The organism is Pseudomonas sp. (genome assembly GCF_035554175.1).
Classification (GTDB): domain Bacteria; phylum Pseudomonadota; class Gammaproteobacteria; order Pseudomonadales; family Pseudomonadaceae; genus Aquipseudomonas.
In genome coordinates this window covers 1-16,310 of record NZ_DATMIV010000056.1, presented here as the reverse complement: position 1 = coordinate 16,310, position 16,310 = coordinate 1, and the positions used below count along the sequence as shown (strand labels likewise).

Here is a 16,310-nt window from a genome sequence, read left to right as displayed (position 1 = left end):
ACGCCGCGCCCCAATCTGGCGCACCTGCGCGCACCATCGTCCGCAACCCGTCCCCTCCTGGTGCACACCTTGCGTGGGCAACCGCTCTAGCACGAGATTTTCCTGCCCGATCCCGACCGGGCACAGCCCTTGCAAAACACCCTTCAGTCGTCCGCATCTGCCAACCAGAAAAATCAAACGTTCACGGAGATCGCACAATGAAGCGTCGCAGTTTGATCAAGGCTTTCACACTCACGGCATCCATTGCCGCGATGGGCATGACCTGGACTGTCCAGGCGGCCGAGACCATCAAGGTCGGGATTCTGCATTCGTTGTCCGGGACCATGGCGATCTCCGAAACGTCGCTCAAAGACATGGCGCTGATGACCATCGACGAAATCAACGCCAAGGGCGGCGTCAACGGCAAGATGCTCGAACCTGTTGTCGTGGACCCTGCTTCGAACTGGCCGCTGTTCGCCGAAAAGGGCCGGCAGTTGCTGACCCAGGACAAGGTTGCCGTGGTGTTCGGCTGCTGGACCTCGGTGTCGCGTAAATCGGTACTGCCGGTGTTCGAGGAACTCAACGGCCTGCTGTTCTATCCCGTGCAGTACGAAGGCGAAGAAATGTCGCCGAACGTGTTCTACACCGGCGCGGCGCCGAACCAGCAGGCGATCCCGGCGGTTGAGTATCTGATGAGCGAAGAAGGCGGCAGCGCCAAACGCTACTTCCTGCTCGGCACCGACTACGTCTACCCGCGCACCACCAACAAGATCCTGCGCGCGTTCCTGCATTCCAAGGGCGTGGCCGACAAGGACATCGAAGAGGTCTATACGCCGTTCGGTCACAGCGATTACCAGACCATCGTCGCCAACATCAAAAAGTTCTCGGCCGGTGGCAAGACCGCGGTGATCTCCACCGTCAACGGTGACTCCAACGTGCCGTTCTACAAAGAGCTGGCCAACCAGGGCCTGAAGGCCACCGACGTGCCGGTGGTGGCGTTCTCGGTCGGTGAGGAAGAACTGCGCGGCATCGACACCAAACCGCTGGTGGGCAACCTCGCGGCGTGGAACTACTTCGAGTCGGTGGAGAATCCGGCGAACAAGAAGTTCGTTGCTGACTGGAAGGCGTACGCGAAGAAACACAACCTGCCGGGCGCCGACAAAGCGGTGACCAACGACCCGATGGAAGCCACCTACGTCGGCATTCACATGTGGGCGCAGGCCGTCGAGAAAGCCAAGTCCACCGACGTCGACAAGGTGCGCGAAGCGCTGGCCGGGCAGACCTTCGCTGCACCGTCGGGCTACACCCTGACCATGGACAAGACCAACCACCACCTGCACAAACCGGTGATGATCGGCGAGATCCAGAGCGACGGTCAGTTCAACGTGGTGTGGCAGACCGAAGGCCCGATCCGCGCGCAACCGTGGAGCCCGTTCATTCAGGGCAACGACAAGAAGCCGGATTATGCGGTGAAGAGCAACTGAGTCACCGGATGTCAGTCTCGCGCCTGGCGTGAGGCTGATGCAATTCCCTGTGGGAGCGAGCCTGCTCGCGAAGACGTCGGCACATCCAACATCCATGTGACTGACAGACCGCTTTCGCGAGCAGGCTCGCTCCCACAATGTCCGCGTCAAGGCGACTGACTATGCCCACTGCCCTTTACCGATTTATCTGTGCCATCGCGTTGTTGCTGCCCATGCTGGCTCACGCCGGCGACGCCGAAGACTTCGTCGCGGCCAACCCGATGCAACAGGCCAGACTGCTGGAAGCCTGGGCCGCGCAGCCCGATCCGGCCCGTATCGAATTGCTCAACGCCCTGCAACAAGGCGAACTGAGCATCGACGGCCAAAGCAAAACCCTGCGCCTGAACAATCGCCTGCGGAGTCTGATCGACACCGCGATGGCCAGCCATCAGTTGCTCGCCGCCGACGCCAGAGTCCGTCTGAGCGCCGCGCAGCAATTGCAGAAAAGCGCGAAACCCGCGCAGCTGAAATTCCTCGACCAGCAGCTCGCTGGGGAAAAAGATGAACACGTCCACGCGGCTTTGAGCCTGGCGCTGGCCAATCTGCAACTGGTCGACAGCGACCCGGCGGTGCGCCTCGCCGCTGTGCGTCTGCTCGGCGAAACCGGTGATCCGCTGGCCCGCACCCGCCTTGAAGGCCTGCTCGAAGCCGGCGTGGAAAGCGACGCTGGCGTACGCACGGCGGCCGAAACCAGCCTCGCCCAGGTCAAGCGCAAACTGCTGATCGGCGAAGTCCTCGGCCAGGCGTTCAGCGGTATGTCACTGGGCTCGATTCTGCTGCTCGCCGCCCTCGGTCTGGCCATTACGTTCGGCCTGCTCGGCGTGATCAACATGGCCCACGGTGAAATGCTCATGCTCGGCGCCTACTCGACTTACGTAGTGCAGCTGATGTTCCAGCGCTACGCGCCGCAGGCCATCGAGTTCTATCCGCTGATTGCGCTGCCGGTGGCGTTTTTCGTCACTGCCGCGATCGGCATGGCGCTGGAGCGCACGGTCATCCGCCACCTCTACGGGCGACCGCTGGAAACTCTGCTGGCGACCTGGGGCATCAGTCTGATGCTGATCCAATTGGTGCGGCTGGTGTTCGGCGCGCAGAACGTTGAAGTGGCCAACCCGGCGTGGCTGTCCGGCGGGATTCAGGTGCTGCCCAATCTGGTGCTCCCCTACAACCGCATCGTCATCATTGCTTTTGCCCTGTTCGTCGTCGTGCTGACCTGGCTCTTGTTGAACAAAACCCGGCTCGGCCTCAACGTGCGTGCCGTCACCCAGAACCGCAACATGGCCGCCTGCTGCGGTGTGCCCACCGGACGCGTGGACATGCTCGCCTTTGGCCTCGGCTCAGGCATTGCCGGCCTCGGCGGCGTGGCGCTGAGCCAGATCGGCAACGTCGGCCCCGACCTGGGCCAGAGCTACATCATCGACTCGTTTCTGGTGGTGGTGCTCGGCGGGGTCGGCCAACTGGCCGGCAGCGTGCTCGCCGCGTTTGGCTTAGGCGTCGCCAACAAGATTCTCGAACCGCAGATCGGTGCGGTGCTCGGCAAGATCCTCATCCTCGCGCTGATCATTCTGTTCATTCAGAAACGTCCGCAAGGCCTCTTCGCACTGAAAGGACGGGTGATCGACTGATGAATCAGCCTCTGTTAGTCACGGCCACGCAAAAGGCCGGGCCGAAAGTCACGCTCGCGGTCGGTGCTGTAATCCTCGCGCTGCTGATCGCCCTGCCATTACTGTCCCTGCTCGCACCGGACCACGCCCTGCACGTCTCGGCCTATACGCTGACCCTGGTCGGCAAGATTCTCTGCTACGCCATCGTCGCTCTGGCGCTGGATCTGGTCTGGGGTTACGCCGGTATGCTGTCGCTGGGCCACGGTCTGTTCTTCGCCCTCGGCGGTTATGCGATGGGCATGTACCTGATGCGTCAGGCCGCTGGCGATGGCTTGCCGGCGTTCATGACCTTTCTATCGTGGAGCGAACTGCCGTGGTACTGGAGCGGCACCAGCAGTTTCCTCTGGGCCATGTGCCTGGTGGTGCTGGCGCCGGGCTTGCTGGCGCTGGTGTTCGGTTTCTTCGCTTTCCGTTCACGGATCAAGGGCGTGTACTTCTCGATCATGACCCAGGCGCTGACCTTCGCCGGCATGCTTCTGTTCTTTCGCAACGAGACCGGGTTTGGCGGCAACAACGGCTTCACCAATTTCCGCACCATCCTCGGTTTCGGCATCACTGAGCCGGGCACCCGTGCAGTGTTGTTCCTGGCCACGGTGTTGCTGCTGGTCGCGAGTCTGTTGATTGGCTGGCGGTTGGCGCAAAGCAAATTCGGTCGGGTGCTGACGGCCCTGCGCGACGCGGAAAACCGTCTGATGTTCTGCGGCTACGACCCGCGTGGTTTCAAGTTGTTCGTCTGGGTGCTGAGCGCCGTGTTGTGCGGCCTGGCCGGAGCCTTGTACGTGCCGCAAGTCGGCATCATCAACCCCAGCGAAATGTCACCGACCAACTCCATCGAAGCGGCCGTATGGGTCGCTCTCGGCGGGCGCGGCACATTGATCGGGCCACTGCTCGGCGCCGGTGTGGTCAACGGCATGAAGAGCTGGTTCACCGTGGCCTTCCCCGAATACTGGCTGTTCTTCCTTGGCGCGCTGTTCATCGTCGTGACGTTGTACCTGCCCAAGGGCGTGATCGGTCTGCTGAAAAAGCGAGGTGAACAATGAGAGTGACCGCGACGGCTGAATTCATGCTCGAACCTGCGTTCTTCCCTGCAGATCCCAACAAGGACGAGGGCACCAGCCGCGACTCGATCGGCCTCGGCCAGCGCGTAGGCCCCGGCCTGGATACGCGCCACGGCACGATCCTGACCCTGGAAGACATCAGCGTCAGCTTCGACGGCTTTCGCGCGCTGAATGATCTCAACCTGTACATCGGCGTCGGCGAACTGCGCTGCATCATCGGCCCCAACGGCGCCGGTAAAACCACGCTGATGGACGTGATCACCGGCAAGACCCGGCCCAGCCACGGCAAGGCCTGGTTCGGCGAAACCCTCGACCTGACGCAGATGAGCGAAGTGCAAATCGCCCAGTCCGGCATCGGTCGCAAGTTCCAGAAACCGACGGTGTTCGAAGCCCTCAGCGTGTTCGAAAACCTTGAACTGGCGCAGAAGACCGACAAGTCGGTGTGGGCCAGTCTGCGTGCGCGCTTGAATGGCGAGCAGAAAGACCGCATCAGCCAAGTGCTGGAGACCATTCGCCTGACCACTTCGGTCAATCGCCCGGCCGGGCTGTTGTCCCACGGGCAGAAGCAGTTTCTGGAGATCGGCATGCTGCTGATGCAGGACCCGCAATTGCTGTTGCTCGATGAACCGGTGGCGGGCATGACCGACGCCGAAACCGAGTTCACCGCCGAGCTGTTCAAGTCACTGGCGGGCAAGCATTCGTTGATGGTGGTCGAGCACGACATGGGGTTCGTCGGCTCGATTGCCGATCACGTCACGGTGCTGCATCAGGGCAGCGTGCTGGCCGAAGGCTCGCTGGAGCAGGTGCAGGAAAACGAGCGGGTGATCGAGGTCTATCTCGGCCGCTGAAGATTGCCCTAGGTAGGAGCTGCCGAAGGCTGCGATCTTTTGATTTTGCTTCTGAGGATCAGGATCAAAAGATCGCAGCCTCGTTTCACTCGACAGCTCCTACAGGGGATTTGAGGAGATTCTGGACATGCTGCAAGTCGACAAGCTGCACCAGTACTACGGCGGTAGCCACATCCTGCGTGGCCTGAGTTTCGACGTGAAAGTCGGCGAAGTCACCTGCCTGCTCGGGCGAAACGGCGTGGGCAAGACCACCCTGCTCAAATGCCTGATGGGCCTGTTGCCGGCCAGGGAAGGCGCGGTGAACTGGGAAGGCAAACCGATCACCACGTTCAAGCCGCATCAGCGGGTGCATGCCGGTATCGCCTATGTGCCGCAGGGCCGGGAAATCTTCGCGCGCCTGACCGTGGAAGAGAATCTGTTGATGGGCCTCTCGCGTTTCCCCGGCAGTGAAGCCAGGCAAGTGCCAGATTTCATCTACGAACTGTTCCCGGTGCTGCTGCAAATGAAGCAGCGCCGTGGTGGTGATCTGTCCGGCGGTCAGCAACAGCAACTGGCAATCGGCCGGGCGCTGGCCAGTCGTCCGCGCTTATTGATCCTCGATGAACCGACCGAAGGCATTCAACCGTCGGTGATCAAGGAAATCGGCGCGGTGATCAAACAGCTCGCGGCGCGCGGTGACATGGCGATTCTGCTGGTCGAGCAGTTCTACGATTTCGCCGCGGAACTGGCCGATCAATACCTGGTGATGTCCCGGGGTGAGATCGTTCAGCAGGGGCGTGGTGAAAATATGGAGGCCGAGGGTGTACGCGGGCTGGTCACGATCTGATGCGGCGGTCTAATCTGTAGCTTCCTAACGATAATCACAAATCATGAATTCGATTGCCTTACCTGCCCTGTTTACCCCGAGCTGGCACGCCGAGCTGGAACTGGCCTACGCACGCTTCGGCGACTGCACGCGCCCGGTCATGCGCCGCCACCTCGGCCCGTTGCGCGTGCAAAAGCATTTGTACGCCGAAGGCCCTGAAGTCTGCCAACACATCATTGTCCACCCGCCGGGCGGGATTGCCGGCGGTGATCGACTGGACATCAGCGCCCGCGTCGAACACGACGCCTGGGCACAGATCACCAGCCCCGGCGCCGCCAAGTGGTATCGCGCCGGCGGCCCTGCGTATCAGCAGCTCGATTTGCATATCGCCGCTGGTGCTACGCTGGAATGGCTGCCGCAGGAAACCATCGTCTACAGCGCTGCGCAGGCTGAGCTGACCACAACAATTGAGCTTGAAGGTGACGCGCGGCTGTTCTACTGGGACGTGGTGGCGCTGGGGCGTCCGGCCAGTGACGAACGGTTCGACCTTGGGCATTTTCAGGCGCATCTGGATATCCGCCGCGACGGTCGGTTGCTCTGGCATGAACGTCAGCGCATTGTCGGCAACGATGGTTTGCTTGATTCGCCCATCGGACTGGATAGCAACCCGGTGTTTGCGACGTTGTTGGTCACCGGTGAAATTGATGCCGGGTTGCTGGAGCAATGCCGCTCGCTGGGGCATGAGGTGCGCGGGGATCTGACGCAATTGCCGGGGCTGCTGGTGGCGCGGTGTCTGGCCAGTGAGGCGTTGCTCGCCCGCGCCTGGCTGATCGAATTATGGCGTTTGCTCAGACCCGCGCTGCTCGGGCGCGAAGCCATGCCCCCAAGAATCTGGAACACCTGAAATGCATTCCCCTGTCGCGATCAACATGATCATTCTTAACTGCCGATATTGGATTCCAACCATGGACCTGACCCCACGCGAAAAAGACAAGCTGCTGATTTTCACTGCCGGCCTTGTCGCCGAACGGCGGCTGGCTCGTGGCGTGAAACTCAACTACCCGGAAGCCATGGCCTACATCTCCGCCGCGCTGCTCGAAGGCGCCCGTGACGGACAGACCGTGGCCGAGCTGATGCACTACGGCACTACCCTGCTCAGCCGCGAACAAGTGATGGAAGGCATCCCTGAAATGATTCCGGAGATCCAGGTCGAGGCGACCTTCCCCGACGGCACCAAGCTGGTCACCGTCCACCAGCCGATCGTCTGAGGCCGCACCATGACTTACAGCATTCGCGATGCGAGCCGGGCCGACCTGCCGGCGATCCGCGACATCTACAACGACGCCGTGCTCAACACCACGGCAATCTGGAACGAGCAGGCCGTCGACCTCGGCAACCGTGAGGCGTGGTTCGACGCGCGTCAGCTGCAGGCGTATCCGATTCTGGTGATCGTCGATCACGCAGACAGCGTGCTCGGTTACGCCTCGTTCGGCGACTGGCGACCGTTCGACGGTTTCCGCCACACCGTCGAGCATTCGGTGTACGTGCGCAGCGATCAACGCGGCAACGGCCTCGGCCCGCAGTTGATGAGCGCGCTGATCGAACGTGCCCGCGCCTGCGGCAAACACGTCATGGTCGCTGCCATCGAAAGCGGCAACGCCGCCTCGATCCGCCTGCACGAACGCGCCGGCTTCAACATCACCGGGCAGATGCCGCAAGTGGGCACCAAGTTCGGCCGCTGGCTCGATCTGACGTTCATGCAGTTGGCCCTCAACCCCGGCGCACAACCGCCGGATACTCACAAGGAGTGATGTCGATGAACGCCGCCCAGTTGCGCCGCGTCAACGCTGAAAGCTTTGCCCACTATCGCCAGGGCCTGATCGACCTGCTGCTCGACGCCGTCGGCTACGGCGCCAGCGTCGGTTTCATGGCTGACCTTGACGCCGCGCAGGCGCGCGACTATTTCGACGAGGTGCAGGATCACGTCAACAAGGGCAACACGCTGCTTTGGGTGGTGGTCAAGGACGAGCAGGTGCTGGCCAGTGTGCAACTGGCGCTGTGCCAAAAGGCCAACGGGTTGAACCGCGCCGAAGTACAAAAACTGCTGGTGCGCGAGCACGCCCGGCGGCGCGGCCTCGGTCAACAATTGATGAGCGCGCTGGAACTCGAGGCGCCGAAACACAAACGCGGCATGCTTTATCTCGACACCGAGGCCGGCTCGCCGGCGGAGGATCTCTACAAAGCTTTGGGCTACGTTCGCGCCGGCGAAATCCCCGATTACGCCTGCGATCCGAACGGCACCTATCGCCCGACCGCCCTCTATTACAAAGTCCTGCAAGGAGCCCAGCGATGATTCCTGGCCAGTACCAGATCCAGCCCGGCGACATCGAACTCAACGTCGGCCGTCGCACCGTCAGCCTGAAAGTAGCCAACAGCGGTGACCGGCCGATCCAGGTGGGTTCGCACTTTCACTTTTTTGAAACCAACGATGCATTGATGTTTGATCGTGCGGCCAGTCGTGGCATGCGCCTGAACATTCCCGCTGGCACCGCCGTGCGTTTTGAGCCGGGACAGAGCCGCGAGGTCGAGCTTGTCGATTACGCCGGGCATCGCCGAGTGTTCGGGTTTGCCGGACGCATCATGGGCGAGCTCGACTGATATCGCTGCGCCCCAAAAGATCGCAGCCTTCGGCAGCTCCTACAAACATCACACGGTCTCAAGCCGATCACTGACTGTAGGAGCTGTCGAGCGCAGCGAGGCTGCGATAGCGAGCTATGCGAGCGATCTCAAAAACAATTGAATCCCAAGGCATGCACATGAAGATTACTAGAAGCGCCTACGCCGACATGTTCGGCCCCACCGTCGGCGACAAGGTGCGCCTGGCCGATACCGAGCTGTGGATCGAGGTCGAAAAGGACTTCACCACCTACGGCGAGGAAGTGAAATTCGGTGGCGGCAAAGTCATCCGCGACGGCCAGGGCCAGAGCCAGTTGCTGGCCGCCGAGGTGGTCGACACGCTGATCACTAACGCTCTGATCATCGATCACTGGGGCATCGTCAAGGCTGACGTCGGCCTCAAGGACGGGCGCATCGCCGCGATCGGCAAGGCCGGTAACCCGGATGTGCAGCCCAACGTGACCATCGCCATTGGCGCGGGCACCGAAGTCATTGCCGGCGAAGGCATGATTCTCACCGCTGGCGGCATCGACACCCACATCCACTTCATCTGTCCGCAACAGATCGAAGAGGCGCTGATGAGCGGCGTCACCACCATGATCGGCGGCGGCACGGGACCTGCCACCGGCACCAATGCCACGACATGTACGTCCGGGCCATGGCATCTGGCGCGCATGCTCCAGGCCGCCGATGCGTTCCCGATGAACATCGGCCTCACTGGCAAGGGTAACGCCAGCCTGCCGGAGCCGCTGATCGAACAGGTCAAGGCCGGCGCCATCGGCCTCAAGCTGCACGAAGACTGGGGCACCACGCCGGCCAGCATCGACAACTGCCTGAGCGTTGCCGACCAGTATGACGTGCAGGTAGCGATCCACACCGACACCCTGAATGAATCCGGTTTCGTCGAAACCACCCTCGGCGCCTTCAAGGGCCGCACCATTCACACCTATCACACCGAGGGCGCCGGTGGCGGCCATGCGCCGGACATTATCAAGGCCTGCGGTTTCCCCAACGTGCTGCCGAGCTCGACCAATCCGACCCGGCCGTTTACCCGCAACACCATCGACGAACACCTGGACATGCTGATGGTCTGCCATCACCTCGATCCGAGCATTGCCGAAGACGTCGCTTTCGCCGAAAGCCGAATCCGCCGCGAAACGATAGCCGCCGAAGACATCCTCCACGACCTCGGCGCGTTCTCGATGATCAGCTCCGACAGCCAGGCCATGGGCCGCGTCGGTGAAGTGATCACGCGTACCTGGCAGACCGCCGACAAGATGAAAAAACAGCGCGGCCCGCTGCCGCAGGACGGCGAAGGCAACGACAATTTCCGCGCCAAGCGCTACATCGCCAAATACACCATCAACCCGGCGATCACCCACGGCATCAGCCATGAAGTCGGTTCGATCGAAGTCGGCAAGTGGGCGGATCTGGTGCTGTGGCGGCCGGCGTTCTTTGGTGTGAAACCGACGCTGATCCTCAAGGGCGGCGCGATTGCCGCGAGCCTGATGGGCGATGCCAACGCCTCGATCCCGACGCCGCAACCGGTGCACTACCGGCCGATGTTCGCCAGCTACGGCGGCTCGCTGCACGCCACCAGCCTGACCTTCATCAGCCAGGCGGCGCAGGAAGCCGGATTGCCGCAAGCGCTGGGGCTGAAGAAGCAGATCGCCGTGGTAAAGGGTTGCCGTGATGTGCACAAGACCGACCTGATTCACAACGACTACCTGCCGGACATCGACGTTGATCCGCAGACCTATCAGGTCAAGGCCGATGGTGAGTTGCTGTGGTGTGAGCCGGCCGAAACATTGCCCATGGCGCAGCGGTATTTCCTGTTCTGACAAGCGCAAAAGCTGAATACGGACGGTGCATGTCCGTATTCAGACGCGCTCACCAACCGATCATGGAAACGCCCACGACATCTGCTGGTCGCTGTAGTTGTAATCCAGACGCAACTCAGTGCCCGCCGGTATGTCCTGAGTGGCAAAGATGGCGTTGAGGATAAAGTCCTTGGTCACCAGCTGCTTGCCCATCCACTGTTGCGCCTCGACGTTGAACGGAACGAGTACGACGTTATAACCCTCCTTTGCCTGGCGTACCGGCTTGCCGGTGGCGTCATATTCAAAGTTGGAATTGATTCGCGACAGAATGTTGTCCCCCAGTATCGCCAGCGGGTCTTCTATCAGTTGGCCGGGGCCATATTGATAACGCATGCCTGCCAGCATGCTGAAGGTCTGTTCATGGGGCTGTACGAAACGTGCCGGCGTGATGGCGCCACCGTAGACCCCCAGTGCTTCGCCATCGGCAATGCGGCGGTTGGCCACCACCATGGACTGACCAATCAAGGCTCGCTCACCGGGGACTCTGACATCGGCTTCGGTGAACAGGCGCCATTGCAGCTTCTCCTCATACAAGCGGGCGACCGTTTCATGCTCGCCAAACTTGATGTAGGGCTTGATCTGCTCCGAGGTATACAGGATGCCATTGGCCGAACGCACTTTGTTTTCCAGGCGTTTGATGCGAATCGGTCTGCCGGCGGTGTCCCGCATCGGGTACTTGCCGTTGTTGGCGCGATCGTAGGTGCCCAGTTGATTGGCGAGGAACGAATAGCGCGTTTCGCTGCTCATCGTGTGCAGCTCTTGTGCGGTGTACGGTTTGATCGGCATGGATTCAGAAGCCAGATAAAACGTTTCCTCTCCCTCTGCATCGCTGGAAAGCTCTTCGAGGGCAGACTCGTACGCGTCATCACTCTGGCGGCTCACCCGGCGACTTTCGCGTGCCAGGGAGACGGCGCCCTGCGAGACGCTGAAGTCCTGCAGCGGATACCAATGATTGTTCAGCGGATCGTACGCCAGCACCGGGCCGGTGGGTTGCGCCTCGCTAGACAGTCTGGCCCGGTACAGACCGGTTTGGGCATCGATGCCGATGAGCACCGTACCGCCACCCTGCACATCGCCGAACTGGCGGCCCTTTAACACGCGCAATCCCTGGGCATCGGCGGCCGGCAAGACGATCGTCGGCGGAATCAGATAATCCTGTAGAGAGGGTACCTGAGGCGCAGATACAGCATCAGAACCGGACGGCACCGGATGGACCTGCACGTTGTGCGTAGCGCCAGCCTCATCGGAGTGCACAGTGCTGCTGCCCGGCTCGCGGGTATCTGGCACAGGCCTGCGACCCAATGGGTCTGGGGTAAAACGCAGCGTTTCGGACCCGTGGGAAATTGAATCACCGGAGGTGCGCGGAGGGGTGGTTACATCGGCCCCGGTTTTGGGGGGTTTTGGCTTGACTGGCATGAACAGGCTTCCTTGCAAAGATTGCGCAGCGACAGGCCAGCTTGGCTGGCGCTACGACAGTCGGCATCCATTGCCGACTTGTGCCCGGAAAATATCAGACCACGTTCGCGCTTAACACCGGCGGAAATACCCGCAAACACTAACCCTGTGAGAGCGAGCCCGCTCGCGAAACGGCTGTGCGCCAACCCGAAAAGACCCAGACAATCTACTCAATCACCAACCGCCCCAACCGCTGGCGCAACATGCGGTTTTCGGCGCGCAGCTCACGCACCTCTTCCAGCAGGTCCAGCGCCAGCGCAACCCCCTCCCACTCCAGCTCCAGGTCGCGCCGCAGTTTGGCGGCGCGTTTGGCCAGAGCCAGTTCGTAATCGGTGAAGCGCCATTCCCGGGGCTGTGCGCCCTGAGGTTCGAGGATGCCGTGCTCGACGATTTCGATCACGTAAACGTCCGACAGGTCGGCCGCCTCACAGAATTCTGCCAGATCCAGTTGAACGATCAGGGGGTTGCTCATGATGGGCCACTCCGTCGTCGGGTTCAGAAGTTCTCTCGCGGGTTGAACGCGGCTTTCTTCGCCAGTTCCTGCCACAGCGCCTTGACCTCGTCGTCGGACGCTTTCGGCATCACAGCCTTGAGCTGCACGAACAGATACCCGCGCTCGCCAGCCTTGTTCAGCAGACCATGGCCCTTGGCGCGCATGCGCTGGCCATTCTGGCTGCCGGCCGGAACCTTGAGATTGATCTTGCCGGTCAGGGTCGGCACGGCCACTTCGGTACCCAGCGCCAGCTCCCACGGGGCCAGTGGCAGCGTGATGATCAGGTTTTCGCCTTCTACGTCGAATTTCGGATGTGGCGCAAAACGTATGGTCAGGTACAGATCACCGTTCGCCCCGCCACCGACGCCTGGTGCACCCTGGCCCTTCAAGCGAATACGCTCGCCGTCGGTAACGCCGGCCGGAATCTTCACGTTCAGGCTCTTGCTGGTGTTGCTGACGTGCTGGCCGTGAGCGTTGTATTGCGGCACCTGGAAGGTGACTTTCTTCGATTCGTTGGACAGGGTTTCTTCGAGGAAAACCGGCAGTTCCATTTCCACGTCCTGCCCTCGGCGTCCGCGTGATTGGCGGCTGTCCGCGCCACCGAAACCGGGGCCGCGATTGCCGAAGATCGAACTGAAGAAGTCCGAGAAGTCACCTGTGTCGCCACCGCCAAAACCGCCACGGCTCTGCCAGCCCGGCGGGCCCTGGAACGGCTGACCGTGCTGGCCATAACGGCGCAGTTCGTCGTATTCGGCGCGCTTGTCGGCGCTTTTCAGCGCTTCATAGGCTTCCGAGGCGTCCTTGAATTTGGCCTCGGCGTCTTTTTCCTTGCTGACATCGGGGTGGTACTTGCGCGCCAGCTTGCGATAGGCCGCCTTGATCGCCTTGTCGTCAGCTGTCGGCTCCACGCCGAGTATCTTGTAATAGTCTTTGAAGTCCATTGAAGGATCACCATCCGTTATCGATTTCGCGCCGATGCCAGCGTGCGCCCGATTGGCGCGTGCCGGGTTGACCGATCTCAAGGTTGTGACCGGGTGGCGCCGCAGAAGTTTATCGGCAGTGGACGGCGGTTCTTGCGACCGCCGGTGTGTCTGCCGGCCCATGCCAGCAAGTTTGGGGCGAAGCGGCGATTTTCAACCTTCTTTGTCGCGAAATAGCGGATGACCGGCCTTCGAATCTGCCGCGTGCTGACATACACTGCGCGGCCGTTTTTTGACCGGAATCCGAAAGACATGAAAGACGCCTCTCCAGCCCGTGCCTGCGGCATCGACTTCGGCACGTCCAACTCCACCGTCGGCTGGCTGCACCCCGGCATGGACACCATGATTGCGCTGGAAGACGACAAGATCACCCTGCCGTCGGTGGTCTTCTTCAACCTCGAGGAGCGCCGCCCGGTGTACGGTCGCCTGGCCCTGCACGAGTATCTGGAGGGCTACGAAGGCCGGTTGATGCGCTCGCTGAAAAGCCTGCTGGGTTCCAAACTGATCAAGCACGACACCAGCGTTCTCGGCACGGCCATGCCGTTCAAGGACCTGCTCGGGCTGTTCATCGGCCAGCTCAAGAGCCGTGCCGAAGGCGCCGCCGGTCGGGAATTCGAAGAAGTGGTGCTGGGCCGTCCGGTGTTCTTCGTCGATGACGATCCGCTGGCCGACCAGGAAGCCGAAGACACTCTGGTCGAGGTGGCTCGCAAAATCGGCTTCAAGGAAGTGTCGTTCCAGTACGAGCCGATCGCGGCGGCATTCGACTACGAGTCGACCATCGAAAAAGAAGAGCTGGTGCTGATCGTCGACATCGGCGGTGGTACCTCCGACTTCTCGCTGGTGCGCCTGTCGCCGGAGCGTCGCGGTGTCGATAACCGTCACGACGATATCCTCGCCACCGGCGGCGTGCACATCGGCGGTACCGACTTCGACAAACAGCTGAGCCTGCAGGGCCTGATGCCGCTGTTCGGCTACGGCAGCCGGATGAAGAGCGGCGCCTACATGCCGACCAGCCACCATATGAACCTGGCGACCTGGCACACGATCAACTCGGTGTACTCGCAGAAGTCGACCCTGGCGCTGGGCAGCATGCGCTACGACATTGAGGACACCGGCGGTATCGATCGTCTGTTCAAGCTGATCGAACAGCGCGCCGGGCACTGGCTGGCAATGGAAGTGGAAGAAACCAAAATCCAGCTGACCCACGCCGACAGCCGCCACGTTCCGCTTGACCGCATCGAGGCCGGGCTGAGCGTCGAGCTGACCCGCGCGCTGTTCGAATCGGCGATCGAGGCACTGCTGGAGCGGGTGCGCGGCAGCGTTACGCAACTGTTGAATGACGCCGGCGTGGCGGTCGATCAGGTCGATACGGTGTTCTTCACCGGTGGTTCCAGCGGCATTCCGGCCCTGCGCAACAGCGTTGCGGCGATGCTGCCGAAGGCGCGGCATGTCGAAGGCAACATCTTTGGCAGCATTGGCAGCGGCCTGGCGATTGAAGCGATGAAGCGCTACGGCGCCATGGACTGATCCATAACTGGCGGCGCGCCCTTCGCGAGCAGGCTCGCTCCCACAGTGGATCGCATTTCAACTGAAGGAATGCGATTCCATGTGGGAGCGAGCCTGCTCGCGAAGAGGCCCGCTCAGGCGCTGAAGAATCGGCTTTAAACCATTCCTCCGAGCTTCAACTCACTCTTCAGATAAGCGTAATAAATCGGCCCGGCCACCACTCCCGGCAGGCCGAACGCCGCCTCGAACACCAGCATCGCCAAAAGCAACTCCCACGACTTGGCACTGATCTGCCCGCCGACGATGCGCGCGTTGAGGAAGTATTCGAGCTTGTGGATAACGATCAGATAGCCCAGCGCGGCCAGCGCTACCCAGATCGACAGCGACAGGCCGACGATGGTGATCAGCGTGTTCGACATCAGGTTGCCGATCACCGGCAGCAGGCCGAGCAGGAAGGTCAGCACGATCAGGGTTTTGGTCAGCGGCAGCTTGATGCCGAACATCGGCAGGATCACCGCAAGAAAGATCCCGGTGAACACGGTGTTGAGCAGGGAAATCTTGATCTGCGCGAAGACGATATTGCGGAACGCCTGCACCAGCAGATGCAAACGGTCGAACAGGGCCGCGGCCAGCGGCTTGCGCTTGGTTACATCGGGAATACGCTGCAGGGCGATGATCGCGCCGAGCACCATGCCGATCAGCAGGGTGACGAACATGTGCGCCGCGTCCTTGCCGACCAGTTGCAGGTCAGCCAGGTGTTTGCTCGCCCACTCGCCAATCGCCAGGCGAAACTCCGCCGCGCTGGCCGGCAGATAGGCGTCGATGAACGGTGGCAGTTGCCCACGCGCACGATCGACCACGCCCATGAATTTATCCAGCGACGCGCCGGGGTTTTCCGCTTCGTGCAAAAGGAAGCTGATAGCCCCGGCGAAGATCAACGCCAGCACACTCACTACCAGCGTCCCGAGCAGTGCCACTGCCAGCCAGCGCGCACGCCGCCCTTCGATCAGCCGTTGCAGTTGCGGGGTGAGCATGTTGACCAGCTCGAAGACGAGCAGCCCGGCCAGCAGGCTCGGCAACAAGCGCAGCGGCAGCACCAGCAGCAAACCGCCAAAAATAATGATGCAACTGACCCAGAACACAACATGACGCTCAGAAAACGTTGGCATACAGCCTCAAAACGAACGGCGTGAAAGGATGGGCAGTCTGCCAGCGATCCGGGGTTAGCACTAGGGATATGCGGGGCTTGGGATTGGCGGTGCACTCAGCGACGCTTTCGCGAGCAGGCTCGCTCCCACAGGGAATGCATTTCAAATGTGGGAGATTCTATGTTGCGTAGCAACCCCGCAATTTCAGGTTAAGCGATATTCGCTCTGGTTCTTCATCAGGGCGAACGCCACTCGACAGAGCTTGCGAGCAAGAGCTACCAACGCCTGTGTTTTC

16 protein-coding genes are annotated in these 16,310 nt (G+C 61.4%); 12 read left to right on the top strand and 4 right to left on the bottom strand.

What is annotated here, in order from left to right; translation table 11 throughout:
- Nucleotides 1-197 precede the first annotated feature (197 nt).
- From urtA to ureC, 11 genes are all read left to right on the top strand, one after another.
- Nucleotides 198-1,463: an urea ABC transporter substrate-binding protein gene (gene urtA / locus VNV36_RS25050; protein WP_056787644.1), complete on the top strand. Its 1,266-nt coding sequence runs from the start codon at nt 198-200 to the stop codon at nt 1,461-1,463.
- 161 nt (nt 1,464-1,624) lie between these two features.
- Nucleotides 1,625-3,127, top strand: a complete 1,503-nt coding sequence (urtB, locus tag VNV36_RS25045; protein ID WP_325721641.1) for an urea ABC transporter permease subunit UrtB — start codon at nt 1,625-1,627, stop codon at nt 3,125-3,127.
- Nucleotides 3,127-4,206, top strand: a complete 1,080-nt coding sequence (gene urtC / locus VNV36_RS25040; protein WP_325721639.1) for an urea ABC transporter permease subunit UrtC — start codon at nt 3,127-3,129, stop codon at nt 4,204-4,206. Before urtB ends, urtC begins: the two co-directional genes overlap by 1 nt.
- The gene (gene urtD / locus VNV36_RS25035; protein WP_414705543.1) at nt 4,203-5,072 is read left to right on the top strand and encodes an urea ABC transporter ATP-binding protein UrtD; all 870 of its coding nucleotides are present in this window, start codon (nt 4,203-4,205) and stop codon (nt 5,070-5,072) included. The genes urtC and urtD overlap by 4 nt, the downstream gene beginning before the upstream one ends.
- A gap of 127 nt (nt 5,073-5,199) precedes the next feature.
- A complete protein-coding gene (gene urtE, locus VNV36_RS25030) occupies nt 5,200-5,898 on the top strand; it encodes an urea ABC transporter ATP-binding subunit UrtE (protein WP_325721636.1) in 699 nt (232 codons plus the stop codon).
- Nucleotides 5,899-5,941: 43 nt separating this feature from the next.
- Nucleotides 5,942-6,781, top strand: a complete 840-nt coding sequence (locus VNV36_RS25025) for an urease accessory protein UreD (protein ID WP_325721634.1) — start codon at nt 5,942-5,944, stop codon at nt 6,779-6,781.
- A gap of 61 nt (nt 6,782-6,842) precedes the next feature.
- Nucleotides 6,843-7,145, top strand: a complete 303-nt coding sequence (ureA, locus tag VNV36_RS25020; RefSeq protein WP_003221215.1) for an urease subunit gamma — start codon at nt 6,843-6,845, stop codon at nt 7,143-7,145.
- Nucleotides 7,146-7,154: 9 nt separating this feature from the next.
- Complete coding sequence (locus VNV36_RS25015; protein WP_325721629.1) at nt 7,155-7,688, top strand: GNAT family N-acetyltransferase; 534 nt, start codon at nt 7,155-7,157, stop codon at nt 7,686-7,688.
- A gap of 5 nt (nt 7,689-7,693) precedes the next feature.
- The gene (locus VNV36_RS25010) at nt 7,694-8,230 is read left to right on the top strand and encodes a GNAT family N-acetyltransferase (RefSeq protein WP_325721627.1); all 537 of its coding nucleotides are present in this window, start codon (nt 7,694-7,696) and stop codon (nt 8,228-8,230) included.
- A complete protein-coding gene (locus VNV36_RS25005; protein ID WP_325721626.1) occupies nt 8,227-8,535 on the top strand; it encodes an urease subunit beta in 309 nt (102 codons plus the stop codon). The genes VNV36_RS25010 and VNV36_RS25005 overlap by 4 nt, the downstream gene beginning before the upstream one ends.
- Nucleotides 8,536-8,693: 158 nt before the next feature.
- Nucleotides 8,694-10,394 (top strand): urease subunit alpha, encoded by a 1,701-nt coding sequence (gene ureC / locus VNV36_RS25000; RefSeq protein ID WP_325721624.1) that lies wholly within the window; start codon nt 8,694-8,696, stop codon nt 10,392-10,394.
- 60 nt (nt 10,395-10,454) lie between these two features.
- Here the strand turns inward: ureC and VNV36_RS24995 are convergent, their stop codons facing one another.
- The 3 genes from VNV36_RS24995 to VNV36_RS24985 form a co-directional block, all read right to left on the bottom strand.
- Nucleotides 10,455-11,720, bottom strand: a complete 1,266-nt coding sequence (locus tag VNV36_RS24995) for an SET domain-containing protein (protein WP_325721621.1) — start codon at nt 11,718-11,720, stop codon at nt 10,455-10,457.
- Between the two features lie 334 nt (nt 11,721-12,054).
- Nucleotides 12,055-12,360 (bottom strand): chaperone modulator CbpM, encoded by a 306-nt coding sequence (locus tag VNV36_RS24990; protein ID WP_325721619.1) that lies wholly within the window; start codon nt 12,358-12,360, stop codon nt 12,055-12,057.
- A gap of 23 nt (nt 12,361-12,383) precedes the next feature.
- Entirely contained in the window at nt 12,384-13,322 is a 939-nt protein-coding gene (locus VNV36_RS24985) for a DnaJ C-terminal domain-containing protein (RefSeq protein WP_325721617.1), read from the bottom strand.
- 291 nt (nt 13,323-13,613) lie between these two features.
- On the opposite strand from VNV36_RS24985, the gene VNV36_RS24980 reads away from it, so the two are divergent.
- Nucleotides 13,614-14,888 (top strand): Hsp70 family protein, encoded by a 1,275-nt coding sequence (locus VNV36_RS24980; protein ID WP_325721615.1) that lies wholly within the window; start codon nt 13,614-13,616, stop codon nt 14,886-14,888.
- Between the two features lie 134 nt (nt 14,889-15,022).
- Here the strand turns inward: VNV36_RS24980 and VNV36_RS24975 are convergent, their stop codons facing one another.
- Nucleotides 15,023-16,036 (bottom strand): AI-2E family transporter, encoded by a 1,014-nt coding sequence (locus VNV36_RS24975; protein WP_325721613.1) that lies wholly within the window; start codon nt 16,034-16,036, stop codon nt 15,023-15,025.
- Between the last annotated feature and the right edge of the window lie 274 nt (nt 16,037-16,310).